General features: G+C 70.9%; 29 protein-coding genes, 1 tRNA gene and 1 pseudogene. 16 read left to right on the plus strand and 15 right to left on the minus strand.

Annotated features, from left to right (window positions below; translation table 11 throughout):
* Positions 1–133 precede the first annotated feature (133 nt).
* Both ACH4U7_RS13605 and ACH4U7_RS13610 read left to right on the plus strand, forming a co-directional pair.
* A complete protein-coding gene (locus ACH4U7_RS13605) occupies positions 134–790 on the plus strand; it encodes a TetR family transcriptional regulator (RefSeq protein WP_398528516.1) in 657 nt (218 codons plus the stop codon).
* A complete protein-coding gene (locus tag ACH4U7_RS13610; RefSeq protein ID WP_398528128.1) occupies positions 787–1161 on the plus strand; it encodes a VOC family protein in 375 nt (124 codons plus the stop codon). Before ACH4U7_RS13605 ends, ACH4U7_RS13610 begins: the two co-directional genes overlap by 4 nt.
* A 30-nt stretch (positions 1162–1191) precedes the next feature.
* Here ACH4U7_RS13610 and ACH4U7_RS13615 read toward each other — a convergent pair whose 3' ends face one another.
* A complete protein-coding gene (locus ACH4U7_RS13615) occupies positions 1192–1794 on the minus strand; it encodes a DUF4240 domain-containing protein (protein ID WP_398528129.1) in 603 nt (200 codons plus the stop codon).
* A gap of 47 nt (positions 1795–1841) precedes the next feature.
* Between ACH4U7_RS13615 and ACH4U7_RS13620 the strand changes: the two genes are divergently transcribed.
* Positions 1842–2870 carry a hypothetical protein gene (locus tag ACH4U7_RS13620; protein WP_398528130.1) on the plus strand — a complete coding sequence of 343 codons (1029 nt, stop codon included), beginning with the start codon at positions 1842–1844 and terminating at the stop codon, positions 2868–2870.
* Between the two features lie 40 nt (positions 2871–2910).
* On the opposite strand, the gene ACH4U7_RS13625 is transcribed toward ACH4U7_RS13620, so the two are convergent.
* On the minus strand, positions 2911–3336 hold the full coding sequence (locus tag ACH4U7_RS13625) for a DUF6210 family protein (RefSeq protein ID WP_398528131.1): 426 nt from the start codon (positions 3334–3336) through the stop codon (positions 2911–2913).
* 132 nt (positions 3337–3468) lie between these two features.
* Between ACH4U7_RS13625 and ACH4U7_RS13630 the strand changes: the two genes are divergently transcribed.
* Positions 3469–4719 carry a hypothetical protein gene (locus ACH4U7_RS13630; protein ID WP_398528132.1) on the plus strand — a complete coding sequence of 417 codons (1251 nt, stop codon included), beginning with the start codon at positions 3469–3471 and terminating at the stop codon, positions 4717–4719.
* Between the two features lie 133 nt (positions 4720–4852).
* On the plus strand, positions 4853–5533 hold the full coding sequence (locus tag ACH4U7_RS13635; protein WP_398528133.1) for a hypothetical protein: 681 nt from the start codon (positions 4853–4855) through the stop codon (positions 5531–5533).
* A gap of 40 nt (positions 5534–5573) precedes the next feature.
* On the opposite strand, the gene ACH4U7_RS13640 is transcribed toward ACH4U7_RS13635, so the two are convergent.
* Genes ACH4U7_RS13640 through ACH4U7_RS13650 form a run of 3 tightly spaced genes read right to left on the minus strand, consistent with a single transcriptional unit; the run spans position 5574 to position 7002 of the window.
* On the minus strand, positions 5574–5948 hold the full coding sequence (locus ACH4U7_RS13640) for a hypothetical protein (RefSeq protein ID WP_398528134.1): 375 nt from the start codon (positions 5946–5948) through the stop codon (positions 5574–5576).
* 8 nt (positions 5949–5956) lie between these two features.
* Positions 5957–6664 (minus strand): hypothetical protein, encoded by a 708-nt coding sequence (locus ACH4U7_RS13645; protein ID WP_398528135.1) that lies wholly within the window; start codon positions 6662–6664, stop codon positions 5957–5959.
* Entirely contained in the window at positions 6661–7002 is a 342-nt protein-coding gene (locus ACH4U7_RS13650) for a PadR family transcriptional regulator (RefSeq protein ID WP_398528136.1), read from the minus strand. Before ACH4U7_RS13650 ends, ACH4U7_RS13645 begins: the two co-directional genes overlap by 4 nt.
* Before the next feature lie 82 nt (positions 7003–7084).
* Between ACH4U7_RS13650 and ACH4U7_RS13655 the strand changes: the two genes are divergently transcribed.
* The 3 genes from ACH4U7_RS13655 to ACH4U7_RS13665 are packed head-to-tail and all read left to right on the plus strand — an operon-like array spanning position 7085 to position 8581.
* The gene (locus ACH4U7_RS13655) at positions 7085–7630 is read left to right on the plus strand and encodes a hypothetical protein (protein ID WP_398528137.1); all 546 of its coding nucleotides are present in this window, start codon (positions 7085–7087) and stop codon (positions 7628–7630) included.
* A gap of 5 nt (positions 7631–7635) precedes the next feature.
* A complete protein-coding gene (locus tag ACH4U7_RS13660) occupies positions 7636–7884 on the plus strand; it encodes a hypothetical protein (RefSeq protein WP_398528138.1) in 249 nt (82 codons plus the stop codon).
* 1 nt (position 7885) lies between these two features.
* Positions 7886–8581 (plus strand): HD domain-containing protein, encoded by a 696-nt coding sequence (locus ACH4U7_RS13665; RefSeq protein ID WP_398528139.1) that lies wholly within the window; start codon positions 7886–7888, stop codon positions 8579–8581.
* Positions 8582–8672: 91 nt separating this feature from the next.
* Here ACH4U7_RS13665 and ACH4U7_RS13670 read toward each other — a convergent pair whose 3' ends face one another.
* Positions 8673–8816, minus strand: a complete 144-nt coding sequence (locus ACH4U7_RS13670; protein WP_398528140.1) for a hypothetical protein — start codon at positions 8814–8816, stop codon at positions 8673–8675.
* Between the two features lie 306 nt (positions 8817–9122).
* Here ACH4U7_RS13670 and ACH4U7_RS13675 point away from each other — a divergent pair, with 306 nt between their 5' ends.
* Entirely contained in the window at positions 9123–9335 is a 213-nt protein-coding gene (locus tag ACH4U7_RS13675) for a GntR family transcriptional regulator (protein ID WP_398528141.1), read from the plus strand.
* A 96-nt stretch (positions 9336–9431) separates the two neighbouring features.
* Here the strand turns inward: ACH4U7_RS13675 and ACH4U7_RS13680 are convergent, their stop codons facing one another.
* Positions 9432–10598 (minus strand): nuclear transport factor 2 family protein, encoded by a 1167-nt coding sequence (locus ACH4U7_RS13680; protein WP_398528142.1) that lies wholly within the window; start codon positions 10596–10598, stop codon positions 9432–9434.
* A 95-nt stretch (positions 10599–10693) separates the two neighbouring features.
* Between ACH4U7_RS13680 and ACH4U7_RS13685 the strand changes: the two genes are divergently transcribed.
* A complete protein-coding gene (locus ACH4U7_RS13685) occupies positions 10694–11599 on the plus strand; it encodes a LysR family transcriptional regulator (protein ID WP_398528143.1) in 906 nt (301 codons plus the stop codon).
* Positions 11600–11725: 126 nt separating this feature from the next.
* Positions 11726–12079: an antibiotic biosynthesis monooxygenase gene (locus tag ACH4U7_RS13690; RefSeq protein WP_043486995.1), complete on the plus strand. Its 354-nt coding sequence runs from the start codon at positions 11726–11728 to the stop codon at positions 12077–12079.
* A gap of 78 nt (positions 12080–12157) precedes the next feature.
* Here ACH4U7_RS13690 and ACH4U7_RS13695 read toward each other — a convergent pair.
* From ACH4U7_RS13695 to galU, 7 genes and pseudogenes are all read right to left on the minus strand, one after another.
* Positions 12158–12231: transfer RNA gene (locus ACH4U7_RS13695), tRNA-Ala, on the minus strand.
* Positions 12232–12319: 88 nt separating this feature from the next.
* On the minus strand, positions 12320–13501 hold the full coding sequence (gene glpR / locus ACH4U7_RS13700) for a gephyrin-like molybdotransferase receptor GlpR (RefSeq protein ID WP_398528144.1): 1182 nt from the start codon (positions 13499–13501) through the stop codon (positions 12320–12322).
* A gap of 150 nt (positions 13502–13651) precedes the next feature.
* Positions 13652–14254: a GNAT family N-acetyltransferase gene (locus ACH4U7_RS13705; RefSeq protein WP_385625121.1), complete on the minus strand. Its 603-nt coding sequence runs from the start codon at positions 14252–14254 to the stop codon at positions 13652–13654.
* Positions 14255–14424: 170 nt separating this feature from the next.
* A pseudogene (locus ACH4U7_RS13710) lies at positions 14425–14925 on the minus strand (molybdenum cofactor biosynthesis protein B); the annotation flags it as partial.
* Entirely contained in the window at positions 14922–15404 is a 483-nt protein-coding gene (gene moaC, locus ACH4U7_RS13715) for a cyclic pyranopterin monophosphate synthase MoaC (RefSeq protein ID WP_089505281.1), read from the minus strand. The pseudogene ACH4U7_RS13710 and the gene moaC, both read right to left, overlap by 4 nt.
* A 71-nt stretch (positions 15405–15475) precedes the next feature.
* Positions 15476–16738 (minus strand): gephyrin-like molybdotransferase Glp, encoded by a 1263-nt coding sequence (gene glp / locus ACH4U7_RS13720; RefSeq protein WP_398528517.1) that lies wholly within the window; start codon positions 16736–16738, stop codon positions 15476–15478.
* Positions 16739–16904: 166 nt separating this feature from the next.
* Positions 16905–17807: a UTP--glucose-1-phosphate uridylyltransferase GalU gene (gene galU, locus ACH4U7_RS13725; RefSeq protein WP_398528145.1), complete on the minus strand. Its 903-nt coding sequence runs from the start codon at positions 17805–17807 to the stop codon at positions 16905–16907.
* An 84-nt stretch (positions 17808–17891) separates the two neighbouring features.
* On the opposite strand from galU, the gene ACH4U7_RS13730 reads away from it, so the two are divergent.
* The gene (locus tag ACH4U7_RS13730) at positions 17892–18485 is read left to right on the plus strand and encodes a 5-formyltetrahydrofolate cyclo-ligase (protein WP_398528518.1); all 594 of its coding nucleotides are present in this window, start codon (positions 17892–17894) and stop codon (positions 18483–18485) included.
* 138 nt (positions 18486–18623) lie between these two features.
* Here ACH4U7_RS13730 and ACH4U7_RS13735 read toward each other — a convergent pair whose 3' ends face one another.
* Complete coding sequence (locus ACH4U7_RS13735) at positions 18624–21368, minus strand: penicillin acylase family protein (protein ID WP_398528146.1); 2745 nt, start codon at positions 21366–21368, stop codon at positions 18624–18626.
* A gap of 210 nt (positions 21369–21578) precedes the next feature.
* Between ACH4U7_RS13735 and ACH4U7_RS13740 the strand changes: the two genes are divergently transcribed.
* The 4 genes from ACH4U7_RS13740 to ACH4U7_RS13755 all read left to right on the plus strand — a co-directional run bounded on the left by ACH4U7_RS13740 (position 21579) and on the right by ACH4U7_RS13755 (position 25436).
* Positions 21579–23087, plus strand: coding sequence for a potassium/proton antiporter (locus ACH4U7_RS13740; RefSeq protein ID WP_398528147.1), 1509 nt, complete (start codon positions 21579–21581; stop codon positions 23085–23087).
* Positions 23088–23268: 181 nt separating this feature from the next.
* The gene (locus ACH4U7_RS13745) at positions 23269–23619 is read left to right on the plus strand and encodes an FmdB family zinc ribbon protein (protein WP_398528148.1); all 351 of its coding nucleotides are present in this window, start codon (positions 23269–23271) and stop codon (positions 23617–23619) included.
* A gap of 99 nt (positions 23620–23718) precedes the next feature.
* The gene (locus tag ACH4U7_RS13750; RefSeq protein WP_398528149.1) at positions 23719–24579 is read left to right on the plus strand and encodes an S-methyl-5'-thioadenosine phosphorylase; all 861 of its coding nucleotides are present in this window, start codon (positions 23719–23721) and stop codon (positions 24577–24579) included.
* 416 nt (positions 24580–24995) lie between these two features.
* Positions 24996–25436: an RcpC/CpaB family pilus assembly protein gene (locus ACH4U7_RS13755; protein ID WP_398528150.1), complete on the plus strand. Its 441-nt coding sequence runs from the start codon at positions 24996–24998 to the stop codon at positions 25434–25436.
* Positions 25437–25457 lie beyond the last annotated feature (21 nt).

Here is a 25457-nt window from a genome sequence, read left to right on the forward strand (position 1 = left end):
GGGTCGGCACGATTCCATGACATCGCTTCAATGCGCATTGACGGAGTGAGTACTCACTCCGTACGGTGGGCGCATGGCAGAACCACCGGCCCGGCGACGTGCACCGGGCATGAGCACCGAGCAGCGCCGGGCGATGATCGTCGCGGCCGCGCTCCCGCTGGTCGCCGAGTACGGCGCCGCGGTGACCACGGCGCAGATCGCCCGCGCCGCCGGCATCGGCGAGGCGACGATCTTCCGCGCCTTCAAGGACAAGGAGGAGGTGCTGGCCGCCTGCACGGCCGAGGCGATGAACCCCAGCCATGTACTGCGCGAGCTGGCCTCCATCTCCCTCGACCAGCCGCTCGCCGACCGGCTGACCGAGGCGGCCGAGGCGATGCGGGCCCATCTGACGCGGATGGGCGCGGTCGCCGGGGCCCTCCATGCCTCGGGCCACCGCCGCGAACGCACCCCCGCCGCCCGACCAACCGGCGGCCGACCAACCGCCGCCCAACCGACCGCCGCCCGACCAACCGGCGGCCGAACCTCGACCTCCGACAACCCGCACGACGGATCCGACCGACCGGCGGACAGCCGGGAGACATCGATGCGGGCGACCCGCGACGCCCTGACCGAACTCGTCGAGCCCGACCGGGCGACCCTGCGCCTGCCCCCCGAAAGAGTCGCCTCGATCTTCCTCGGCATGCTCTTCACCCAGCTGCACTTCGGCGCCGAGGGCGCCGACGTCGATCCGGTGGAGTTCGTCGACGTCCTCCTGCACGGCACCCTCAACCAACCCGGGAGCGGCACATGAGCGTCACGCTGAACCACACCATCGTCCCCGCCGCCGACCACCGCGAGGCGGCCCACTTCTTCGCCTCCGTCATGGGCCTGGAGGAACTGCACCCCGCGGGCCGCAACGGCCACTTCGCCCCCGTACGGGTGAACAACACGCTCACCCTGGACTTCATGACCGTGACCGACCCCGAAGGGCACCACCTGGCCTTCGACGTGGACCCGGCCACCTTCGACGCGATCCTGTCCCGGATCCGTACGGCGGGCATCCCGTACGGCAACGACCCCACCCAGCCCGACAACAGCCGGATCGACCACCCCCTGTGTCCCCGGGGCCTGTTCTTCCAGGACGAGACGGGAAATCTGTACGAGGTGATGTCCTCGGCGTGACGGGCACGAGGCCCGTCATGCGGCAGCGTCTCAGGCCACGAGCTCATTCAGACACAGCGCCGCGAGGCGCGGCAGACGGCGGCTCATCTCCTCGCCGTCGTCGAAGTCGAAGTCCTCACCCATGTCCGCCTCGGCACCCGCCCCGAGGCCGCCGTCCCCGCTCTCCCCCTGAGCGCACCGATGACGCTTCCACTCCTCGTAGAAGTCCTCCCCGACCGCCGCGACCCGCTCGAACGCCGTGCTCGCCACGTAGTTGACCTCCTCGTAGAACAGGGCCTCATAGCCGCCGTCGGCCGCGGCCTCGATCACGGCCGGGTGCTCCGCGAGGCTGTCCGGGTCGGCGGCCGTGCGCTCGTACCACTCGCGGCCCAGCGCGATCAGCCCGGCGCGGAAGTCCATGAAGCTGTCGTCGGAGCAGCCGCCGCCGATGAGATAGGCGGCGGCCCAGACGTCCCATCGATAGACGGCGTCGTGTATCTCGTCGAACCGCGTCTGGAATTCGAGGATGTCTTCCTTCGAGAGCGCGGCGAGCAGGTCGACCAGCGCCTCGTCGAAAGGCTTGTCGCCAGGCTTTCCGTCCGGGCCGCCAGCCCGCGCGGATTCGATGACGGTCCAGAAGCGATCCGTGTCCATGTGGTCGACTGTGCCAGGGGGGTCTGACAACGCAGGGAGGACGCAGGGTGAAGATCGGCTCCGCACGTGCCGCCGCGGCCCGGTGGGTGGACCAGTACGCCCGCCCCGAACCCGGTTTCCGCGGGGCGTACTTCAGCGGCTCGACGGTCGGCCTGCCCGACGACGCCGAGCTGCCGCCGACCTCCGACGTCGATGTCGTGGTCGTCACCGCCGAGGACGATCCCCCGGCCAAACCGGGCAAACTCCGCCACCACGGCGCCCTGCTGGAGATCAGCTATCTGCCCTGGTCGCGGCTCGCCCCGCCCGACGCCGTGCTCGCCTCGTACCACCTGGCCGGCAGCTTCCGCACCGACACGGTCATCGACGACCCCACCGGCCGGCTGAGCGCACTGCACGCCCGCGTCTCGCGCGACTTCGACGCGACGCCCTGGGTGCGCCGCAGATGCGAGGACGCCCGGCGCCGGATCGAGCGCGGGCTCGCGGCGATCGACACGTCGGCGCCGTTCCACGAACAGGTGACGTCCTGGCTGTTCCCCACCGGCGTGACCACCCATGTGCTGCTCGTCGCCGCCCTGCGCAACCCCACCGTACGGCTGCGCTATCTGGCCGCCCGCGAAGTCCTCGCCGCCCACGGCCGTCTCGATCTCTACCCCGAACTCCTCGGCCTCCTCGGCTGCGCCCGCCTGCCCGCCGAGCGCGTCCGGCGCCAGCTGCGGGAGCTGGCCACGACGTTCGACGCCACCGCCGCCGTCGCGAGGACGCCGTTCCTCTTCAGCAGCGACATCACCCCGGCGGCGCGGCCCATCGCGATCGACGGCAGCCAGGCCCTCATCGACCGCGGCCGCCACCACGAGGCGGTCTTCTGGATCATCGCGACCTTCGCCCGCTGCCACACCATCCTGGCCACCGACGCCCCCGAGACCCACCAGGCGCTCACCCCGCCCTTCCGCGCCGCCCTCGCAGACCTCGGCATCGCCTCGACGTCCGACCTCCTCCACCGCGCCGAGGAGGTCGGACGCTTCCTCCCCCGCCTCTGGCAGACCGCCGAGGCCATCACCCGCGCATCGGCGCGCTGATCGCCCCGGCGAGGATCACGGCGGGATCAAGTCATGCGGCTCAGTCAGAGTTGCACCACAGCAGCACGCCCGGCCCGTCCGGCGTCGTGACGGGGACCCACGCCTCGTCGGCCTCGGCGAGCCGGTCCTCGTCGAGCCGCAGCGAACGCGGCTCCTCGTTCGTACCGTCGCAGGCCCAGAAGGTCACGCCCGCGACGATCTCCCGCAGCTTGGCCGACTCGTCGGCCGTCCACTGGTGATTCCAGGTCCCGGCCCCTCGGAAATGCCCCTCGAACATCTCGCACAGCCCGTCGAGCTCATCGGGCGCGTACACCGGCACCAGATACCCCTCGACCCGCCCCTGCCGACAGGCCGTTCCGCCGTACTGCTGCTGGTAGGACACCCCGGTGGCCGCCTCGACCACCACATAGATCCACTCCTCCGACGCCCCATCGGGGTCGAGGAAGACAAAACGCTGACCGGCCATGCCCGCAGTCTGTGGCCCAGCGCCCAGTGCCTCAACAGGATTTCCGCGGGCGGCACTGCGAGCCATCGGCACTGTCAGTGGTCGGACTGTCAGCCACCGGCACTGTCAGTAGCCGGGTGCACCATGGGCGACATGGCACGTACCGACTCGACCGCCACCGCCCCACCCGCGTGGGGCGTCCAGCACACCCTGTGTCTGCCCACCGAGGACGCGGCGCGGCAGGCCGCCGCGGAGCTGGCCGCGGGCGGGCATCGGCTGGTCGCGATACGGGCCCATGACCACTTCCGGTCGAATCCGTCGAGCTTCTGGTACGGCAAGCCGTCGCTTGACCCCGAACTGGCCGGCTGGTGGCAGGTGTTCTCGCTCGCGGTCCACTCCGGCCACGACCGGCGGGCGCTGGGGCCGTTCCTCCGGCATGAGCACATACGGATCGCCGGGGTCGCCCGGTCCCGCGGCGGGTTCCATCAGGGCCGCGCCGAGGGGCACGCGGTCACCCTGCAGCAGGTCTTCGCCCGGGACGGCCTGGTGCACGAGCGCACCACGGCCGAGGTCGCCCCGCCCGTCCCGCTGCCCAACGATCCGGCCCCGCCCGCCCCGGGGCCGCGGTGGACCGGTCTGGCCTCCGCCGAACCGCACCGGCCGGAGGATGTCGTCCGGGCTGTGGTGGCGGTGGCGGAGCGGATGTACGGCAGCTCGGACGGGGCCCCCGAAGCCGTCGGGTGGCTGCTGGAGGAGGACTTCGCCTTCGGGGAGCCGTACGAGACCACGGGCGCGTTCCTGGGCGACCTGGCCGATGCCGTGGCCCACCAGGGCGACTGCACCGATGACACCGTCGATGCAGTCCCCTTCCTGGCCGAGTTGGCGAGCGACGGCGCGATTCCGCCCGCGGCCCGGGTGATCGTGCTCGGCGACCTGCTCCAACTCTCGTCAGCCGGCGCCTCGCTCGCCGTCTTCACGGCCGACCGCGTCGCCGCGCTCGGCGGCGTATGGCAGGAGCCGGCCGACGTGCAGATGACGCGGCGGGCGATCGGCCGCGCGCTGCCGCGTCTCCTGGACCGCTGGGACGAGGAGACCGACGCGGCCCGGTTCGTACTCGCCGCGCTGGCCGCCACCACGGCACCGGAGGGCGTCGGCACCCACCTCGTCCCCCGCCTGAAGGATCTCCCCGCCCCGGCCGGCTCACCCCGCGCCGACACGGTCGCCCTGATCGCCGCGCTCCTGGACAACGAGAGGGGCCTCGGCACTGCCCTGCACCGCCTGACCTCCTGGCGCCCCGCCCTCGCGGAGCGGACCGCCTCGCCCCACGCCGTTCCCCGGCAGGTGGCCGTGGCCGTGCTCCCGGCCCTCGTCATGGAGGATGTCGGCCCGGCCGTCCACTCCTGAGCCTTCTACACCAAAGCTCTGGCCAGGGCCGATGACAAAGGTCTGGACCTCGTTGAACGGTTCGCCGCGCACGGCCGTATCTCGGCTGCGAAAGGCACCGCACAGCACGGACCGATCCAACGAGGAGTTCCGCATGTCCCGGAAGCGTCGTGTGACCCGGCCCCAGAAGCTAGCCCTGACCATCGGCGCGGTAGGTCTCGTGGGCGGCGGCCTCGCCGTCGGCGTCGGGGTCAGCCAGGCCTCGGAGACCACTCAGGCCAAGGCGCCCACGGAGAACTGCGCGGGGCTCGACACCGCGCTGCGGAACAATCTGAACTTCATCGCCGGCCAACAGGCCAACCCCGACGCCCAGTCGGAGGCGAGGATCGCCAATCGCCAGGAGGTGGTGACCCAGATCCAGCAGCGCCGCCAGGTGGCGGGCTGCACCGAGACCGTCACGCCCTCCACCCCCACCACCGCCCCGACCTCCGCCCCGACGGCCGCGGACCCCGAGACCACCGCCCCGGCCACCTCCCCTGCGACCGGCGGCGGCCAGCAGCCGGGCGGTGACACCGGCGGGGCCTCCGGCGAGGTGGTCTGCGCCGGCTCCACGGTCACCCTCTCCGGCGAGGAGGGCGCGCCCGCCGCCTCCAGCAACCAGTTCCCGATCGGCACCCGGCTCAAGGTCACCAATCTGGACAACAACAAGTCCACCACGGTCAGCGTGACCTCGGCCTCGGGCAGCTGCGCGCTGCTCAACAACGCCGCGTTCGAGCAGGTACGCGAGCCCGGGAAGTTCCTCATCCGCCGAGCCGTCATCGAGCGCGTGGGCTGACCGTCCGCGGATCAAGGCCGTTATGGCTCGTCATAGCCCGTCATGGCGCGGAGACGTCCATGGCGCGGACCCCGAGCACCACGGCGACGACGAGGCAGCCGACGGCGACCCCGGCGGCTGCCCGCCGCAGCGGCACCTTCCCGGGAAGCAACCGGCGCGGCAGGACGAGACTCAGCGCCGCGCCGACCCATGCGAGGGCCACCAGCCGCGGAAGCCATGCCTCCGCTCGGTCGTTCACCTGGTAGCAGTGCTCGGCTCGCGGTCCGGTCTCGCCGTAATAGAAGAGGCAGTCGCTGCCGAAGTTCTCGGTGCCGACCCCGGCGATCCCCCACCACACGGTGGCGAGGAAGGCCGCGGCCACCGCGATTCCGACGGCCGCGCGGTCGCTGCCGGCACGCGCCGCGGAGGTGCCCATATGCCGCCTCAGCCGCGCTGGGGAGAGATCGCGTACGGCACGACGACGGGAAGTCGGGCGCACTCGCGACAGGCGCGGGCGGAGGCCGCGATCCGTACGTGCGAGGCGATGGTGACGACGCCGACGCCCGTGCTGACCAGCCAGTTCCCGGCCAGAGCCGACGCCGTGGTGAGCGTCAACGCGCTGATCGCCAGGGCCGCACAGGCGGCGGTGCCGGTCCAGGCGACCATCAGCGGAAGCCGCCGCGGGGTGGGCAGCCGGCGGGCCAGGGCGCCGGTGGCGGCCAGCGACACCGCCGCCAGCAGCGCGGCGGCGGCCGCCACGCCGCCCACGTGGGCGGCCAGGACCTCGACGGGGCGGGGCAGGACCCGGCCACGGTCGACGATCACCAGCACATACCAACAGAGGATCAGGAACGGCACGATGAGCGCGACGCGGCGCGCGGTGTGGCGGGCCTGGGCGATGGTGAGCTCCCGCTGGAAGGCGGGCGCGATGTCCTTGACGCTCCCGAAGTCGTCGACCGCCTGGCGTGCGGCGCGGCCGTCGACGCTCCCCCCTTCGGCGATGTCGGCCGCGGCGTCGATGAGCGCGTCACGCGCCTCGGTCAGCATCCGCTCCTTGACCCGCACCGGACCGTGCAGGGCGCCCGCCAGCGCGGCGACATGCTCGTCGATCGGGTCGAGGCCGGGCGCGGCGCCGCGGTCGAGCGCCGTCATACAGCCGGCCTCGGCGCCGGGGCGGGGTCCAAAACAGCACCGATCGCGGCGGTGAGCTCGCGCCAGGCCGTACGCTCCTCGGCCAGGCTGCGCCGTCCGGCGTCGGTCAGCTCGTAGCAGCGGCGGCGGCGTTCGCCGACCGACTGCCAGTCGCTGCGCAGCAGCCCGAGCCGCTCCAGCCGGTTGAGCGCCGGATACATCGTGCCCGTCCGCAGTTCCAGGGCGCCGCCGCTGCGCTGCTGAACCGCCGTGATGATCGCGTAGCCGTGCAACGGCCCCTGCTCCAGCACGGACAGCAGCAGCGCGTCCAGGTGCCCGCGTACCGCATCTCCCTTCACAGTAGGCAGCCTACCTATCCACCTGTAGACGCGCTATATATTGGCAGCCAACATGTAGGCTGCTTACTCAAACGGAGTCGCAGTGACCAAGCTGCTGTTGTCCGTACACGTCCTGGCCGCGATCCTGGCGATCGGCCCGATCGCCGTGGCCGCCTCGCTCTTCCCTCGCTTCGCCCGAGACCCCGGCGACGCCCCGGAACCAGACGACCGGGAACCAGACGCCCAGGCCCCTGGCAACGCCCAGGAACCAGACGACGCCCGGGAACCAGACGACCGGCGCGACCCGGCGATAGCCGCGTTCCTGCACCGCATCTGTCGCGGCTACACCGTCGTCGGCCTGGCCGTCCCGGTCTTCGGCCTCGCCACCGGCGCCCAGCTCGGCGTCCTGGGCGATGCCTGGCTCATCACCTCGATCGTGCTGACCACCATCGCCGCCGCCCTGCTGGCGCTGGCCATCCTCCCCACCCAACAACGCCTGCTGGCCGCGCCGGACGGCACGGATACCGCCGGGAACACGCGGGCAGCGGCGGCGACCCGACTGGCCATGACCACCGGAATCTTCAATCTGCTGTGGGCGATCGTGGTCGTCCTGATGATCGTCCGCCCCGGCTCCACCACAGGAGCGTGACCGCCATGCGCACCCTGCGGATCGCGGCCGCCGTCGAGGCGATATCCCTCGTGGCCCTGCTGCTCAACCTGGCCACCATCCACACCAAGGCCATCACCGCCCTCGGCGGCCCCGTGCACGGCATGTGCTACCTCACCGTCATCGTCTGCACCTGGATGGCCCCCACTCCCACCCCCACCGCCCGCTGGCTCGCCGCCATCCCAGGCATCGGCGGCCTGCTCGTCCTCCGCCGAATCCAGCCCCAAGGAGCATGAGATGACCGACAAGGAACCTGAGATGACCGACCCGTACGCCGGGCTGCCGTTCCCGCGCACCGACCTGGCCCTAAAGGCCCTGCGCCACGCCCGCGACCTCGAATCCCCGGCGATCTTCAACCACAGCCTGCGCACCTATCTCTACGGGCGTTTCCTCGGCGAGCGTCAGGGCCTGCAGCCCGGCCACGACTACGACGACGAGTTGTTGTTCGTCGGCTGCGCACTGCACGACGCCGGACTGAGCCTCGAAGGCGATGGCGACCAGACCTTCAACGTCGACGGTGCCGACCTGGCCGCCCGCTTCCTCACCGACCAGGGGATGGCCGCCGACCGCGTCGAGGTCGTCTGGGACGCCATCGCCCTCCATCTGCACCCCGACCTGGCCGCCCGTAAACGCCCGGAGATCGCCCTGGTCACCGCGGGCGCCGGCTACGACCTCGGCCCGGACCCCGAACACCCCCTGCCACCCGGCTACGCCCACCAGGTCCACGCCGCACTCCCCCGCCTGCACGCCGCCGCCGTGCTCTACGACACGATCGTCGACCAGGCACTCGCCAAACCGCACAAAGCGCCGCCGTTCACCATGCCCGGCGAACTCCTCCGCCAGAAAACCGGCACCCCCTGGCCCACCTGGCAGCAACTGATGGCCCAAGAGCCGAGCTGGCACGACTACAACCAGTACCCGCCGGCCACCTGAACGCCACTGGTATGAGCCGAACCCCGCCTCCCGTCCGGCCGGTCGACGCGGCCTCAGCCGGACGGGAGCCAGCCCGAAGGGGCCGGGTGGGTTACTCTTCGCTGGCCCCGTCGCCCCCGGCGTCCGTATCCGGTACGGGAAGGCGGAGCCCGCGCGACTCGGCGACGCGCAAGGCATCGCTGAGGCACTCGGCAAGCCGGATTCCGGAGTACCGCACCTCGGTGTAGGGGGACATGGGATCACCCAGCACCTTGCGGGCGAGGCGGCGCGCGGGGTGGTGTCGGCAACTTGCGGGTCGGACGGGTGCCTGCGCGATGGGTTCCCGTCCCGGGGGTGAGCAGAAGGCTCAGCCAATGGGCGGCGTGGCGGATAAGGTTCCGCATGTCGACGCTCCTTGTCAGCGTTGGCCGCGCCCCGGGAGGTCTAGCCACCTCGCCGGGGTCTTCACCGGCCCGAGGCTGCATCGGGATATAGCCCCCTGTATACAAGTACAGAGGGATCTACTCGATTGTGTAGGTCGATGGATGCCTATGTTGGACAAATGAGCGATGCAGAGGAGACGAAGTCGTCCTTGGACCCGATGAGCGCGAGGCCGCTCTACGTCCAGCTGGCCGACATCATCGCCGGGAAGATCAAGTCCGGGGAGCTGGCCCCGGACAGGCCGATCCCCTCCGAGAACCACCTCGCCGACGAGTACGGAGTGGCACGCCTCACCGCACGGCGCGCCGCACAGGAACTCCGCGGCGAGGGCTGATCATCACCGTACGTGGCAAGGGCTCGTTCGTTATGGAGCCGCCAGTTGCCGACACTCCCGATGAGGACGAAACCGCCGACTAACGGCTCCACTCCTTCAGGAGTGCCGGTGATACGCCTTGTTGGCGATGCGCCAGCGGTCGTCGACGCGAGCCAACAGGAAGATGTCGGTGAATGTATCCGGACCGTGCCGGAGCGTCATGGTGGCGGTCGCGACGGTGCCGTGGACATCGATGGCGTCGATGCGGCGGGAGCGGGTCGGTTCATCCAAGGCCGGCCGTCCCTGGAAGAGAGCGCAGTACTCCTCCAGGCGCCACGAGACGAATGCGCCCTCCCGGATTCCCTCGATGTGGGCAGTGGGCAGGAACGCGTCGCGGAAGTGGGCGGGGTCGCCAGTGGCGTGTCCGCGGATGTACGCGCGAAGCGGTTCGAGCACGGCGTCCTCGACGGCGGGGACCGTGGCGGCGACCGCGATGTCAGCCTCACAGTCAGCAGGGGTGTCGGCCAGGCCGGCTGCGCTGCCCAAGGGGGTGCTCGACGCGGCGTTCAGCAAAGCCATGTCCTTGGCCAGCGCACCAATCGTGAATTCGGCCGTGGCAGCGGGCGGCTCGCCGAGGAGGAAGTGTCGCTTACGGCCCACGAGCTTGCCGAGCTGGCCGAGTTCGAGGACATCCAGCACCTGGGCACGGGGCAGACCGAGGGCGTCGCCTTGCCGCAGTGAGTCACGCAGCGCGAGGACGGCGCCGGCGAGGCTGTTGTTCGCGATCAGCTTGAGCGCGGCGGCGGTGGAGGCGTCGTTGACGCGTTGCACGGTGCCGAGCGTTTCCAGAACCGGTCGGACTCTGTCGAGCGTGTCCTGGTCGGTGGCGGCAAGGATCTGCAGGGTGCCGGCAGCAGCGGCCGGTACGGAGCCGAGCACGGGTGCGTGGACATAGGACGGGCCGAGTTGTCGGGCCAGTTTCGACGCCTCGGCGGGGGCGATCGTGCTCGTGTTCAGCACGATCGTGTCCGTGCGCAGCGAGTCGCGGACGTCGTCGAGGACCTGCTGGCAGGCAGGTCCGTCGAACAGTGACAGGAGCACGAGGTCGGCCTTCGCCACGGCGGCGCTCGGATCGCCGGTCACCTTGACGATGCCTGATGTGCGCCCGGAGCGTGTCCAGCCGACGATGTCCCAGCCCTGGGCGGCGAGTCGTGTCGCGAGCGCGGTGCCCATGCGCCCCAAGCCGAGGACGGCGAGGGTGCGGGGCGTGTGTGGTGCGGTCATGCGCGCCACAGTGGTTCACCGCGACGGCTGCGACAAGCGCAGATTTCGCAGGCCGGCCCTGCGAGATACGCATACCAGCTGCGCATACTGGCTCCATGGAACTGACCGTGTGGCGGACCTTCGTGACCGTGTGCCGACTCGGGTCGCTGTCGGCGGCGGCCACCGAGCTCAACCACACGCAATCGGCCGTCTCCCGGCAGATCGCCGGGCTGGAGCGGCAGATCGGCGTGCCTCTGGTGGATCGCCATGCGCGCGGTGTGCGTCCGACTGCCGCCGGCGAGGTGTTCCGGCGCCACGCCCTGGCCACGCTCAACGAGGCCGACCGTGCCGTACGCGCCGCACGAGACGTTCACGACGGGCCGTGCGGTCGGCCGCTGGCTGTCGGTGCCGCCCCCTCTCTGGCCTCCGGGGTCGTCCCCGAGGCCATCCGGGGCTTGCTGAAGCAGGCCGGATCCATCCGGTGGAGCCTGGTCCCCGGCCTGAGCGCGCCGCTGCACCAGCGTGTGATCGCCGGCGATCTCGACATCGCCGTCGTCACCGATGCACCGCCAGGGCTGCCCCATGACCCGCGGGTCGATCGGCGGTTCCTCGGCCTGGACGACATGGTCGTCGTGCTGCCCGTCAGCCATCCGCAGGCCGGGGGCGGTCCGGTGCACATACAGACGCTGGCCGACCAGACCTGGGTCGAGGACAACGACGGCTCGGCGGCACTCCTGCGCCAGCACGCCGCCCGTGCCGGAGTCAGCGCCCGCATCGACCTCACCGCGGCCGATCTGCACGGCAAGCTGGCCCTGGTCGCGACCGGTCATGCCATCGCGTTGATACCCGGGGTGCTGACGTGCGCGCTGCGGACCGACGTCACCACAGTGGGTCTCGTCGATCCCCCGACCAGGGGCATCTACACGGTCACACCACGGCGCGATCCCCACCCCTGTGCGGGGTCTCTCCACGATCAGCTCGCCGCCGCCTTCGCCTCGGGGATCCGCCTTCAGACCCCTTGATCCGTAGGCTGGGCGGTGGCCGGAGAACGTCAGCTCAGAGAGCTTTGGTCAAGAGCCGGATCCCTTATGTATCCCGTTCAGGAAAGACGCTTGATGGTTGGGCGCGTCCCGCCTCACAGTGTCGCCATGAGCAATCACTCCGAAGCGCCTGTCACGCCCGTCGAGGCCTTTGAACCCCCCTACTACGCCGCTGTCTTCACCGCGGTGCGCACCCAGGACCAGAGCGGCTACAGCGAGACCGCCGCACGCATGGAAGACCTGGTGAAGGACGTCCCTGGGTTCCTGGGGATGGACCAAGCGCATACTCCTGGTGGGCTTTCCATCACCGTCGGGTACTTCCGCGACGCCGACGCCCTCACGGAGTGGCGGACCAACGCCGAGCACCGCGCGGCGCAAAAGCGCGGGCAAGCCGAGTGGTACGAGAGCTACACGCTGCATATAGCGAAAGTGGAGCGGAGCCACGGGTTCACGCGAGCGTAGGTGCCCGCAGAGCCCAACAGCAGGCTGAGCAACTGAGAAAGCCCCCGCCGGATTTCCCGGCGGGGGCTTTGAGCTGTGTGGACCTGAGGGGATTTGAACCCCTGACCCCCTCGATGCGAACGAGGTGCGCTACCAGTCTGCGCCACAGGCCCTTGCAGCGAGTGAAACTCTAGCATCCCCTCCGGGGTGCTTGGAAATCCGTTCCTCGCGGCCCCCGGGCCGGTCCCCGCTGGTCAGCGGTCACTCGTTGGCGGCGCGCGGGCGGTCCTCGTCCGCGTACTGGTCGAAGAGGGGGGTGCGGCCCCGCTCGCGGGGGCCGCGGGCTGCGGGGGGCTGGTGGGTGGCGGGGTCGGGGGCGTGGGTGGGTTCGGCGGTGCTGGAGCGGGCGGAGCTCCAGGCGTCGGGGGCGCCCAGGTCGACGTTGCCGGTGGCGCGGGGGGCGACAGGCGCGGTGACGTAGGTGGGCAGCGGGACGGGCACCGGCTCCCAGCTCTCGCCGGTGGACGGGCCGCGGTCACGCTCGCGCTGCAGGTCCACCCACTCCGCATGGTCGGTCTGCTCGACCAGGGCGCGGCGGCCTGCCGCGTGCGGGGAGCCGGCCGGGGCCGGGCGGGCGGCCTCGGCGCGGGCGGGCGGCTCGGCGGGGCCGTCGTCGTCGGTGGGGTCCTCGGCGGGCGGGCGGGGGTGCGGACGGCGCTCACGGAGGCGCTGGGCGGCCAGCTCGGCGCGGCGCTGGTCCATGGTGAAGGCGAAGCGGCGGCGCTCCTGGGTGCGCAGATAGGCGATGTACGCGCTCAGCAGGACGGCCGGGAGGGCCGGGGCCCACAGGAAGGTGAGGCCACCGACCGCCGCGACGACCGCGCCGAGGGTGAAGGCGAGGAAGAGCACGATGGTGGTGCGCCGACGGCGCGCGAGCACCTTCGCGCGCCCACTGCGGGCCGCGGCCGTGGGAACCGACCCCGAAGGCCCGGAAGAACCGGAGGGCCCGGAAGGGCCAGAAGGACCGGAAGGGCCGGAGGAGGGGGCCGGGGCGGGGCTGTCGGCGGGTGGGGCGGGGGGTGGCACCGGCGTGCGCATGGTCACGGGGTCGGCGAACGCCCGGACGTCGACCGCGTCGGTCACGGCGTCCGGGTCGGCCACGCGCCGGTCCGGGGCGACGGGGTCTGCCCCGGCCTCGGGGCGGTCCGTATCGTCGGCGCGGCCCTCCTGGTCCTCCAGGCCCCCCAGGACCTCGAGCTCCGCCCGTTCCTTGGCGTATCGACGCTCCATTCCCGCGCGCCCGGACAACAGCCGGATGGCGGTACTGAAGCGCTCCGTGGGACGGGCTTCATTGAGCTCGTCCTGCCTACGGAGCCACATCGGCACCAAATAGGCGGCCCAGGCCCCGACGATGACTGCGTAGATGAGGCCACTGCTGCTCACGGTCACACGGTAGAGGGGTCTGCGCGAGGCCATCTGCCAATTGGCGCGGTGTGTCGCACGATCTGGCTGATATCTCGAGCTTTTTTTGTGATTGGTGGGATGACCAGGTTGGGAATGTGCTCAAATGCCGGGCGTTTTCGAACACATATTTTATTTCTGTGATGCGCTGGGCCTCATCCGGTGCCACCGGGCCAACAATCCCTCCGGAACCTCCTCCGCCGTGAGGGCGAAGACCAGGTGGTCACGCCAGGCGCCGTCGATGTGGAGGTAGCGGGGGCGCAGCCCCTCTTCGCGGAATCCCAGTTTTTCGACCACTCGCCGGCTCGGCCCGTTCTCGGGCCGGATACACACCTCGATGCGGTGCAGTCCGACCGTACGGAAGCAGTAGTCGGTGGCGAGCGCGACGGCGGTCGGCATCACTCCGCGGCCGGCGACCGCCTCGTCGATCCAATAGCCGATATGGCCCGAGCACATCGAGCCCCAGGTGATCCCGGCCACGGTCAGCTGTCCGGCCAGCCGTCCCCGGTATTCGACGACGAACGGCAGCATCCGCCCGGCGTGTGCCTCGGCGCGCAGATGGCGGACCATCTGGCGGTAGGTGGGCCGGTGGGTGACGGGGCCGGCGGGCGGGGGCGGCGGAATGGTGGCCTCCCAGGGGCGCAGCCATTCGCGGTTGCGCTGGTTGACCTCGCGCCAGGCGCGCTGGTCACGCAGCTTTATGGGGCGGAGGACCGTATCGCCGTCCGCCAGCATGACGGGCCAGGGCGCGTTCAGCTCGCGCTCCCAAGAGAACCGGCAGGACCCGGAAGACCAGCAGGACCCGCAGGACTCGTGGGGTCGGCAGGACCCGCAGGACTCGTGGGGTCGGCAGGACCCGCAGGATCCGTGCGGTCGGCAGCACCAGTGGAGCCGGCGGGATCAGGAGGGTCCGCGGGTCTGGGGTGGTCGCCGCCGTGCAGTTGCTCGACCGCGTGGACCAGGATCCGCCCCAGGACCGCGAGCCCGTCCCGTACGCCGCCGGTCGACCCGGGCAGGTTGACGATCAGGGTGGTGCCGGCGACCCCGGCCAGGCCGCGGGAGAGCGCGGCGGTGGGCACCTTGGCCAGCCCCTCGGCGCGGACTGCCTCCGCGATGCCCGGAATCTCGTAGTCGAGCACGCGGCGGGTCGCCTCGGGGGTGTGGTCGGTGGGCGAGATCCCCGTGCCGCCCGTGGTCACGACCACATCGTACGAAGCGGCCACCGCCTCGCGCAGGGCCGCTTCCACCGGGTCGCCGTCGGGGACCACCCGCGGCCCGTCGACCGCTAGGCCCAGCGCCGCCAGCCCGTCCACGAGCAGCGGGCCGCCCTTGTCGGCGTAGACCCCGGCTGCGGCGCGGTTGGAGGCGGTGACGACCAGGGCGCGGTAGGTCGGCGAGCCGTTCATGTCCGGCTCCAGTCGCCGGACTTGCCGCCCGTCTTCTCCTCCACCCGTACGTCCGTGATGACCGCGGACTTGTCCACGGCCTTGACCATGTCGATCACCGTCAGCGCGGCGACGCTGACCGCCGTCAGGGCCTCCATCTCGACACCCGTACGGTCGGTGGTGCGGACCGTGGCGGTGATCTCCACGGCATCGTCGGCGACCGCGAGGTCCACGGTCACGCCCGAGAGCGCGAGCGGATGGCACAGCGGGATCAGGTCCGGGGTGCGCTTGGCGCCCATGATGCCCGCGATGCGCGCGGTGGCGATGGCGTCGCCCTTGGGGACGCCATCGCCGCGCAGCAGCTCCACGACGCGCGGGGCGACGAGCACGCGGCCGGTGGCGCGGGCGGTGCGGGCGGTGACGTCCTTGTCCGAGACGTCGACCATGCGCGCCGCGCCCGATGGGTCGAGATGGGTGAGATGGTCCTGGGCGCTGCTCATCGTTCTCCCGGTCCGGGCCAGGTGGCTCCTGTGGGACGACACCGTACCCGCCGCGGGCGGCGGCCAGGCGCCTAGGTGAGCAGGACGACGTCCACTTCGGCACCGGCGGCGACCTCCGTGGTCTCCTCGGGGACCACGATCAGCGCATTGGCGTGCGCGAGCGCCTTGATCAGGTGGGATCCCGTGCCACCCACAGGGGTGACGAGGCCGGTCTCGGCGTCCATCCCCGGCGGCTCGTACCAGCCGCGCAGGAACTGGCGCCGCCCCCGCGGGGAGGACCCGACGCCCTCGGGGCAGCGCGCCCGCACGATGGGGCGGTGGACGGGGCCGGTGCCCATCAGGGTGCGGATCGCGGGCCGTACGAACAGCTCGAACGAGACATAGGAGCTGACCGGGTTCCCGGGGAGGGCGATGAACGGGACGCGGTCCGGGCCGACCCGCCCGAAGCCCTGGGGCTTGCCCGGCTGCATGGCCAACTTGCGGAAGTCGACCTCCCGCATGGCCTCCTTGACCACGTCGTACGCGCCGACGCTGACGCCACCGCTGGTGACCACGATGTCCGCCCGGCTCAGCTGGTCCTCGACGGTCGCCCGCAGCGTCCCGGCGTCGTCGGCGACCGCGCCCACCCGGAAGGCGATCGCCCCGGCGTCCCGCGCGGCGGCGGTGAGCTGGAAGCTGTTGGAGTCATGGATCCGGCCCGGGCCCGCCTCCTGGCCGGGCTGGACCAGCTCGCTGCCGGTCGACAGCACCACCACGCGCGGCCGCGGCCGCACCCTGACCGTGGCGCGCCCCAGTGCGGCCAGCAGCCCGATCTGCGGCGCCCCCAGGAGCGTGCCGGCGCCCAGCGCCAGCTCGCCCGCCCTGGCGTCGCAGCCGCGGGGACGCACATGCTGCCCGGTCGTGGCCGGGCGGTACACCCGCACCCTGCCGCTCGCGCCCTCAGGGGCCTCGCTGTGGGCGGGCATGGCGGTGACCGGCCCCTGGCCGAGGCCGCCGTCGGTCCACTCGACGGGCACGACGGCCTGGGCGCCGGGCGGCAGCGGGGCGCCGGTCATGATGCGCGCGGCCTCGCCGGGCGCGACGGCGGGCGAGGTCTCGCTGCCCGCCGCGATGTCTCCGATGACGGTGAGCACCGCGGGGTAGTCCTCGGTCGCCGCCGCGATGTCGGCCGTACGGACGGCATAGCCGTCCATGGAGCTGTTGTCGAACGGCGGGAGGGCGGTGGGGACGGTGATGTCCTCGACGAGGACGCAGCCCTGGGCTTCGAGTAGCTGCAGCTCGATCGGGTCGAGGGGATGGAGATGGTCGAGGATGTCGTCGAGATGCTCGGCCACCGTCCAGAAACGGTCCGCGCCCCGGCTCTCACCCCGGTCCTCGCCGCTCCGGCCCCCGCCCCGATCCTCGCCCCGCCCCGGCCCGGACGTGCCGGGCCGCGGGCCCGGCCCCGGCTCCTGGTCCGGGCCCTGGTCGGTGGCGCGTGCTGCGGTGCTGCTCACAGTGCTACATCTCCTCGGTGACGTAACGGCGAAGCCAGTCCCGGAAATCCGGGCCCAGGTCTTCACGTTCGCACGCGAGTCTGACAATGGCACGCAGATAGTCGCCACGGTCGCCTGTGTCGTAGCGGCGCCCCTTGAAGACGACCCCGTGGACCGGCCCGCCGAGGTCCGGATCGGCGGCGAGCGCCTGCAGGGCGTCGGTGAGCTGGATCTCGCCGCCGCGCCCGGGCTCGGTGGCGCGCAGCACGTCGAAGACAGCGGGGTCGAGGACATAACGGCCGATGACGGCGTAGTTGCTGGGCGCGTCGACCGGGTCCGGCTTCTCGACGAGCCCGGTCACCCGCACCACGTCGCCGTCCAGGGTCGGCTTGACCGCGGCGCAGCCGTAGAGGTGGATCTGGGCGGGGTCCACCTCCATCAGGGCGATGACGCTGCCGCCGTGCTCCTCCTGCACCTCGACCATATGGGACAGGAGCGGATCGCGGGCATCGATGAGGTCGTCGCCGAGGAGGACGGCAAAGGGCTGGTCACCGACGTGCGGGGCGGCGCAGAGCACGGCGTGGCCGAGGCCCTTGGGGTCGCCCTGGCGGACGTAGTGCATGGTCGCGAGATCGCTGGATTCCTGCACGCGGGCGAGTCGGGTCTCGTCGCCCTTGCGGCTCAGGGACTCTTCGAGCTCGTAGTTGCGATCGAAGTGATCCTCCAGAGGCCGCTTGTTACGGCCCGTGACCATGAGCACATCGGACAGCCCGGCGGTGACGGCTTCCTCGACGACGTACTGGATCGCCGGCTTGTCGACGACCGGCAGCATCTCCTTGGGGGTGGCCTTCGTGGCCGGCAGGAAGCGGGTTCCAAGCCCGGCAGCGGGGATGACAGCCTTGCTGATCCGAGTACGCGCTTGAGTCATGTACTGAACCCTATCGGGTGCCTTTAAGCGGTTGATGAGGATTCGGTGAATATGACATGAGACAGGAAGTTTGTGCACTCAGTGATCAATGCCGAAGGTAGTAAGCCGGAGTTGCGGCGAAGCCTCATCGCGGTGAGAGCCAGGTTGACGGCGGATGACATCGCGAACGCCCAGGCGCGTCTGGCGTGTCGCGCGCTGGAGCTGCCGGAGCTCGCGGAGGCGGGGACGGTGGCCGCGTATGTCTCGGTGGGCAGCGAGCCCGGCACACGGGACCTGAGGGAGGCGCTGCGCGCACGGGGCGTACGGGTGCTGCTCCCGGTTCTGCAGGAGGACAACGACCTCGACTGGGGCCAGGACGAGGGCCCCGAGCGGCTGGTGCGCGCCAGGCGGGGGCTGCTGGAGCCGGACGGACCGCGGCTGGGCCCCGAGGCGGTCACCAGGGCGGACGTCGTGCTACTGCCCGGGCTCGCGGTGAACCGGCGCGGGGTGCGCCTGGGCCGCGGCGGCGGTTCGTACGACCGGGTGCTGGCCCGGCTGGACCGGGCGGGGGCACGCCCGGCGCTGGTGGTGCTGCTGTACGACGGCGAAGTGCTCGACGAGGTCCCGGGTGAGGCCCACGACCGTCCGGTGCACGCGGCGGTCACGCCCTCGGCGGTGCACCGCTTCGAGTCCCTTTAGGCGAGCCTCTAAACGACTTAGGCAAGCCCCTATACGGCTAGGCAAGCCCCTATACGACCGCACGCCCCCCGCGAAACCTGTCCGCCGCATGGGCAGGGGTCTCGCGGGGGGCGTGCGGAGGCGTGCCGGCGGGAGGGGTCAGGGCGTGAGCGCCAGCTCGTCGTCCGTCGACTTCTTCACCGCGCTCTTGCTGAAGGACCAGGGCAGCAGCTCGCCCTTCGCCCACTTCTCCGTCTGGTCGGTGTAGTGCGCGTTGTAGGCGTGTCCGGAGGCGCCGGTGAGGTTGATCCACCGCGACTTGTCCAGATTGTCGAGGTTGACGACCATCCGCATGGACGGCACCCAGGTGACGCCGTAGCCGCCCGCCGCGTTCCACCCGGTGGCGTTGACCGCGGCCTCGCCGCCGGACAGGTTCCAGGGGCCGCGGTTGAGGAGCCACTGCACCACACCCGGGCCGTCGGTGCCCAGGGTCTGGTTCTTCAGCGTCAGCCGGTGCAGTCGGCCCCAGCTCCAGCTGTTGATGTCCTTGCCCAGCTTGGCGGTGAGCTCGGCGCGCGCGTCCTTCATGGCCTCGGCCAGGAGCTCGTCCCGGTTGGTGGCGGCGGGCTCCAGGCGGCTGCCGGTGGTCTTCCACCAGTGGTTCTTGGGGTCCTTGATGATCTTCCGAAGGACCTCGTACCAGCGGTCGCCGCCGTCCGGCTGGGCCGACGCCGCGTCGCGCTGACCGCATTCGCGCACCAGCCGCGCCTTGCCGTTCAGGTCGTCGGCGGGGCCGGAGTCATCGGCGGGCCGGACGCGCAGACACTGGCCCTTCACCCGCAGCTCCTTCGGAAGTTTATTTCCGAACGCGAGCATAAGGACGTTGCGATAGACGGCGTTGAAGTAGGCGGCGGCCGGGGAGTCCGAATCCTGGGTGTAGTCCCAGCCCTCCAGGAGCTTCTGCGCCTCCCTGACGAAGTCGTCCTTGACGCTGATCTTCAGCAGGTAGGGGGTCAGCAGTTCGGCGATCTCGCTGCTGTTGTCCATCTGCATGGACTGCATGTCATCGGTCGAGATCTTCCCGTTGTCCTTGATCTTCGACTCGATCAGGTCGGTTATCCGCTGGCTGCGCGCCCCGTATCCCCAGTCGTCGGTCAGCTTGTATTTGTAGTCCTTGCCTATGACGGCCTGGTTGGCGGTGACGATGTAGCCCCGCTTGGGGTCGTAGTCCCAGGGCAGCTCGGACTGCGGGATGTAGCCGTTCCAGTCGTAGCGCGAGTCCCAACCGGGCGCCGGGTAACGCCCGTCCCCCTTGGCGCGCGTGGGGATCTTGCCGGGCGCCTGGTAGCCGATGTGGTTCTTGGTGTCGGCGTAGATCAGGTTCTGGGACGGGACGGCGAAGTCGCGGGCCGCCTTGCGGAACTCGGTGAAGTTCTTGGCGGTGTTGAGCCCGAAGACCGCGTCCATGGTGTTGGACGGGTCCAGCGCGGTCCAGCGCAGCGAGACCGCGTAGCCGTCGCCGCGGTCAGGGGCCACATCGCCGACGTCGCTGCCGACCGGTGCACTCTTGCCGACATCCCCGAGCTCGTCATCGCGGTCGGAGACGATCGGGCCGTGCCGGGTCGAGCGGACGGTGATCGTCCGGGACTTGCCGCCGGCGACCTTGATGGTCTCCTCGCGGGTCTTGAACGGCGTCTGCTTGCCGTCGTAGAGGTAGCCCTGGTTGGTGACCTTCTCGAGGTAGAGGTCGGTCACGTCGGCGCCCAGGTTGGTCATGCCCCAGGCGATGTCCTGGTTGTGGCCTATGACGACCCCCGGCATACCGGAGAACGTAAAGCCCGCCACGTCGTACGGGCACGCGGCGCTGACCTGGTTGCAGTGCAGGCCCATCTGGTACCAGACGGACGGCAGCTGCGGGGCCAGATGCGGGTCGTTGGCGAGCAGCGGCTTGCCGGTGGTCGTGTACCGGCCCGCGATCACCCAGGAGTTGGAGCCGATGCCGGTGCCGTTCGGGCCGAGCAGCGCCGGTACGTCGTCGAGGGTCTTGGAGAGCGAGTTGAGCTGGGTCTGGAAGCCCTGGGTGGCGTCCGCGACCCCGTTCGCGGTGGAGTCGGCGGAGGTGCCCGTCGCGGTCGCCTTGGGGTCGAAGGCGCCGGCGGTCTCGTCCACCGCGCCCGCGTCCACGATCGGCTTGTTGCGGCTGTACGGGTAGGCCGGGTACAGCTCTTCGATCTCCTTGGCGGTCAACCGGTTGGAGGCCAGCGCGCGGTCGACCTCGTCCTGCATATTGCCGCGCAGATCCCACGCCATGGCCTTGAGCCAGGCCACCGAGTCGATCGGGGTCCATTTCTCGGGCTTGTAGTCGTTCTCGAACTCCAGAGCCGCGTACTCGACGGACAGCTCCTTGCCCTGGTGGTCCGCGAGATAGGCGTTGACCCCGTCGGAATAGGCCCGCAGATACTTCTTGGTGGTCGGCGACAGCTTGGTGTCGTACTCCTGCTTCGCGACCCGGTGCCAGCCCAGGGTGCGCAGGAACGCGTCGGTCTCCACCTGTCCGGAGCCGAACATCTCGGAGAGCCTACCGGCCGTCATGTGGCGGCGTACGTCCATCTCCCAGAAGCGGTCCTGGGCCTGGACGAACCCCTGGGCGCGGAAAAGATCCTCAGGGGTGTCGGCGTAGATCTGCGGTATCCCGTAGCCGTCGCGCTTGACCTGTACGGGGCCGGACAGCCCCTTGAGCTGCAGCGATCCCGTGGTCTCCGGGAAGGAGGCACGCACCGTACTGATGCTCCAGTACGTGCCGTATCCGACGCCCCCCACGAGCAGCAGCACGACTGCGATCACGATCAGGCGGGCACGTCGGCCCTTCTTCTTGCCAGAAGGGCCGTTTTTGTTGGCGGGCATCGCTGTCCTTCGGAGGGGCAGGGTGATCCTGGAGTGCTGGAGCAACCATAGGCGCAGCGCTGTCGCCGCCCCTACGCGGAGTCATGACTGGGGCCGCCCACCGGCCACCACCCGCAAAAAATCCATGTCAGCCACCCGCGTCAAGAACCCGTAAAATGTTAGGTAAGGCAATGAAGTTCCGGTCGGTCGGGGAGCCTTCCGGCCGCTCCCGTGAGAAAGGTTCGGCCGCTGACTGTCCACCACCTCAACGAACTCCTCCTGATCTGCTCTCTCGTCCTGCTCGTAGCGGTGGCGGCCGTCAGGGTCTCGACGCGCAGCGGGCTGCCGACCCTGCTCATCTACCTCGGCCTCGGCGTCGCGATCGGGCAGGACGGGATCGGCGTCGTCTTCGAAGACGCCGAGCTCACGCAGGTCCTCGGCTATGCCGCGCTCGTGGTCATCCTGGCCGAGGGCGGCCTCGGCACGAAGTGGCGGGAAATCAAACCCGCCCTCCCCCTCGCCGCGGTGCTGTCCACCATGGGGATCGCGGTGAGCGTCGGGGTCACGGCGGTGGCCGCGCACTATCTGGTCGGGCTCGACTGGCGGCAGGCGCTGATCATCGGCGCGGTGGTGTCGTCCACGGACGCGGCGGCGGTCTTCTCGGTGCTGCGCAAGGTGCCGCTGCCCAGGAGGCTCACGGGCACCCTGGAGGCGGAGTCCGGCTTCAACGACGCCCCGGTGGTGATCCTGGTGGTCGCCTTCTCCGCCCAGGGCGCGATAAGCCCTTGGTACGTGATGCTCGGCGAGATCGCCCTGGAGCTGGCCATCGGCGCCGTGGTGGGGCTGGCGATCGGCTGGCTGGGGGCGTACGGCCTGCGGCATGTGGCGCTGCCCGCCTCGGGCCTCTACCCGATCGCGGTGATGGCGATCGCCGTGATCGCGTACGCGGGCGGGGCACTGGCCCACGGCTCCGGCTTCCTCGCCGTCTACCTGGCCTCGTTGATCTTGGGGAATGCGAAGCTGCCGCACTGGCCGGCCACGCGCGGCTTCGCCGAGGGGCTTGGCTGGATAGCGCAGATCGGGATGTTCGTGCTGCTCGGCTTGCTGGTGACCCCGCACGAGCTGGGCGACGACGTCTGGCCGGCCATCGGCGTCGGAATGGCGCTGACCATGGTGGCCCGGCCGCTCTCGGTGCTGGTCAGCGCGGCGCCCTTCCGGATTCCGTGGCGGGAGAAGGCGCTGCTGTCATGGGCGGGGCTGCGCGGCGCGGTGCCGATCGTGCTCGCCACCATCCCGATGGTCTCGAACGTGCCCGACAGCCGCCGCGTCTTCAACATCGTCTTCGTGCTGGTGATCGTCTACACCCTGGTCCAGGGCCCGACGCTGCCCTGGGTCGCGCGCCGGCTGCGCCTGGGCGAGGAGGAGGCCGCGGCGGACCTCGGCATCGAGTCGGCGCCGCTGGAGCGGCTGCGCGGGCATCTGCTGTCGCTGTCGATCCCCAAGGACTCCAGGATGCACGGCGTGGAGATCGGCGAGCTGCGGCTGCCGACGGGGGCCGCGGTCACCCTGGTCGTACGGGACGGGAAGAGCTTTGTGCCGCAGCCCTCGACCGTGCTGCGGCGCGGCGACGAGCTGCTGGTCGTGGCCACGGACCCGGTGCGGGACGCGGCGGAGGAGCGGCTGCGGGCGGTGGGCCGGGGCGGCAAGCTGGCGGGCTGGCTGGGCACGAGAGGCGAGTGACGGGGCGGGCTGCGCGGCCGCCGGGCCGGGGCGCGTGGCCAAGCGGTCGGGCCGTGTGGCTGCCGGGCCGGGCCGCGTGGCCTGGGTCACCGTATGGCCCGCCGCAGTGGACTGGCGGGCCGGAATACTGCACTATGGAGCGTCGTTAGCACTCATTGAGTGAGAGTGCCAGGAGGAGTAAGTGCCGACCTATCAGTACCAGTGCACCGAGTGTGGCCAGGGCCTCGAGGCGGTGCAGAAGTTCACCGACGACGCGCTCACCGAGTGCCCCAACTGCAAGGGACGCCTGAAGAAGGTGTTCTCGGCGGTCGGCATCGTCTTCAAGGGCTCGGGCTTCTACCGGAACGACAGCCGCGGCTCCTCGTCCAGCAGCACGAGCGGCGGCTCGTCCAAGTCGACGCCCGCGAAGAGCGAGGGCTCTTCGTCCTCCTCCTCGGACACGTCTTCGTCGTCGTCGAGTTCTTCGTCGGGCTCGGGCTCGTCGTCGAGTTCTTCGTCGTCCACGTCGAGCAGCACCTCGTCGGCCGCCTGACGCGCGACCGTCTCAATCGCATACGACATCCCGCCGCTCTCCCTTGAGGGAGAGCGGCGGGATGTCGTATGCGCGGACGGCGCTGGCTAGGGTGATCGCATGGCGGAGACCACCAGCAGCACGTATGCGGAGATGGCGGAGATAGGGGTCATCGGCGGGTCGGGGTTCTACTCCTTCCTCGACAACGTGACCGAGATCACTGTCGAGACCCCCTATGGCGCACCGAGCGATTCGCTCTTCCTCGGCGAGGTCGCCGGGCGGAAGGTCGCCTTCCTCCCGCGCCACGGCCGTAAGCACCACCTGCCCCCGCACCGGATCAACTACCGCGCCAACCTGTGGGCGCTGCGCTCGGTCGGCGTGCGGCAGATCTTCGGCCCGTGCGCGGTGGGCGGGCTGCGGCCAGAGTACGGACCGGGCACGCTGCTGGTGCCGGACCAGTTGGTGGACCGTACGAAGGGCCGCGTCCAGACCTATTTCGACGGCGAGGCGCTGCCGGACGGGCGGGTGCCGAACGTGGTGCACACCACCTTCGCCGATCCGTACTGCCCGACAGGGCGGCAGATCGCGGTGGCGGCGGCACGTGGGCGCGACTGGGAGCCGGTGGACGGCGGCACGCTGTGCGTGATCGAGGGGCCGCGCTTCTCCACCCGGGCCGAGTCTCGGTGGCATGCGGCGCAGGGGTGGTCGGTGGTCGGCATGACAGGGCATCCGGAAGCGGTGCTGGCCCGTGAACTGGAGCTCTGCTACACGTCGTTGACGCTGGTCACGGACCTGGACGCGGGGGCGGAGACGGGCGAGGGGGTCTCGCACGGGGAAGTGCTGCGGGTGTTCGGGGAGAACCTGGAGCGGCTGCGCGACGTGCTGTTCGACGCTGTGGGCGCACTGCCGGCCACCGAGGCGCGGGACTGTCTGTGCGCGCATGGGCACGACGGCTGGGACCTGGGGATCGAACTGCCGTAGCGGACGGCGGACTTACCCGCAGGGGTGACGGAGTTATCCACAGCCTGGGGGTTGTGCACAGGCTCCAGCGGGATCCGGCGAGGACGGGCATCGTGAAGGGGCCAGAAGCTCCCGACCTCTCACGACAGGCGGTGATTGCCGTGTCCGACCCGTTCCTTCACTCTGCATCCCCTTCACCCTCCTCGCCCCCTCTATCGCCTCCATCCCTTCCGCCCCTTCCGTCCTCTCTATCGCCTGTTCCATCCCTCTCCTCACCTTCGGCGTCTTCGCCCGCATCCCGGCCCCGCTCGGCTCCGTCCTGGGCCGATCGGTCCCGTCGCACTCCCCCGACGTGCGCGGTGCCGCGGTTCGGCCCGGTGCGGGTGAGCCGAGGCGGAGATCGGCTGCGGCGCGCGTTACGGCGGCGACGGCGCTCGATGGCGGCGGGTCTGGCGATGAGCGCGGCCGCGCTGGCTGCCGCCGCGCCCTCCGGCGGCTCCGACCCGCGTCCGGCGGCGTCGTCGCCACCGGACGACGGCCGACGCGAGCCGCCTCCGGCCGTGGTGTCCGCGCCGGTGCGGATCGCCGACGCGGCGTCCGTACGGCTGCTGCGCCCCGGCGACCGAGTGGATGTGCTGGCCGCCCCGGGGTCCGATCAGGCCCGTGGCCCGGCCACCGCGCATGTGGTCGCTCGTGGCGCGCGGGTGACCGATGTGCCGCGGCCGGGGCGTGTGGCGGCGGCGGACGTCGAGACCGGAGATCTCGGACCGGCGGGTGGCGGAGCGCTGGTGGTGCTCGCGGTGCCGCGGCCGACCGCGGCGGCCCTGGCCGGTGCGGAGGCCACATCGAGGTTGGCGGTGGCGCTGTGCCGCTCTTGACCGTAGGTTGCGGAGCCGTCC

The sequence above is a fragment of the Streptomyces sp. NPDC020845 genome (genome assembly GCF_044334165.1).
Taxonomy (GTDB): Bacteria; Actinomycetota; Actinomycetes; order Streptomycetales; family Streptomycetaceae; genus Streptomyces.

Excerpts from the sequence above, each read along its gene's own strand:
- ACH4U7_RS13605 (WP_398528516.1), top strand. The coding sequence starts at position 134 with ATGATCGTCGCGGCCGCGCTCCCGCTGGTCGCCGAGTACGGCGCCGCG.
- ACH4U7_RS13610 (WP_398528128.1), top strand. The coding sequence starts at position 787 with ATGAGCGTCACGCTGAACCACACCATCGTCCCCGCCGCCGACCACCGC.
- ACH4U7_RS13615 (WP_398528129.1), bottom strand. The coding sequence starts at position 1,794 with ATGGACACGGATCGCTTCTGGACCGTCATCGAATCCGCGCGGGCTGGC.
- ACH4U7_RS13625 (WP_398528131.1), bottom strand. The coding sequence starts at position 3,336 with ATGGCCGGTCAGCGTTTTGTCTTCCTCGACCCCGATGGGGCGTCGGAG.
- ACH4U7_RS13630 (WP_398528132.1), top strand. The coding sequence starts at position 3,469 with ATGGCACGTACCGACTCGACCGCCACCGCCCCACCCGCGTGGGGCGTC.
- ACH4U7_RS13635 (WP_398528133.1), top strand. The coding sequence starts at position 4,853 with ATGTCCCGGAAGCGTCGTGTGACCCGGCCCCAGAAGCTAGCCCTGACC.
- ACH4U7_RS13640 (WP_398528134.1), bottom strand. The coding sequence starts at position 5,948 with ATGGGCACCTCCGCGGCGCGTGCCGGCAGCGACCGCGCGGCCGTCGGA.
- ACH4U7_RS13645 (WP_398528135.1), bottom strand. The coding sequence starts at position 6,664 with ATGACGGCGCTCGACCGCGGCGCCGCGCCCGGCCTCGACCCGATCGAC.
- ACH4U7_RS13660 (WP_398528138.1), top strand. The coding sequence starts at position 7,636 with ATGCGCACCCTGCGGATCGCGGCCGCCGTCGAGGCGATATCCCTCGTG.
- ACH4U7_RS13665 (WP_398528139.1), top strand. The coding sequence starts at position 7,886 with ATGACCGACAAGGAACCTGAGATGACCGACCCGTACGCCGGGCTGCCG.
- ACH4U7_RS13670 (WP_398528140.1), bottom strand. The coding sequence starts at position 8,816 with ATGTCCCCCTACACCGAGGTGCGGTACTCCGGAATCCGGCTTGCCGAG.
- ACH4U7_RS13675 (WP_398528141.1), top strand. The coding sequence starts at position 9,123 with ATGAGCGATGCAGAGGAGACGAAGTCGTCCTTGGACCCGATGAGCGCG.
- ACH4U7_RS13680 (WP_398528142.1), bottom strand. The coding sequence starts at position 10,598 with ATGACCGCACCACACACGCCCCGCACCCTCGCCGTCCTCGGCTTGGGG.
- ACH4U7_RS13685 (WP_398528143.1), top strand. The coding sequence starts at position 10,694 with ATGGAACTGACCGTGTGGCGGACCTTCGTGACCGTGTGCCGACTCGGG.
- ACH4U7_RS13690 (WP_043486995.1), top strand. The coding sequence starts at position 11,726 with ATGAGCAATCACTCCGAAGCGCCTGTCACGCCCGTCGAGGCCTTTGAA.
- ACH4U7_RS13705 (WP_385625121.1), bottom strand. The coding sequence starts at position 14,254 with ATGCTGGCGGACGGCGATACGGTCCTCCGCCCCATAAAGCTGCGTGAC.
- moaC (WP_089505281.1), bottom strand. The coding sequence starts at position 15,404 with ATGAGCAGCGCCCAGGACCATCTCACCCATCTCGACCCATCGGGCGCG.
- galU (WP_398528145.1), bottom strand. The coding sequence starts at position 17,807 with ATGACTCAAGCGCGTACTCGGATCAGCAAGGCTGTCATCCCCGCTGCC.
- ACH4U7_RS13735 (WP_398528146.1), bottom strand. The coding sequence starts at position 21,368 with ATGCCCGCCAACAAAAACGGCCCTTCTGGCAAGAAGAAGGGCCGACGT.
- ACH4U7_RS13750 (WP_398528149.1), top strand. The coding sequence starts at position 23,719 with ATGGCGGAGACCACCAGCAGCACGTATGCGGAGATGGCGGAGATAGGG.
- ACH4U7_RS13755 (WP_398528150.1), top strand. The coding sequence starts at position 24,996 with ATGGCGGCGGGTCTGGCGATGAGCGCGGCCGCGCTGGCTGCCGCCGCG.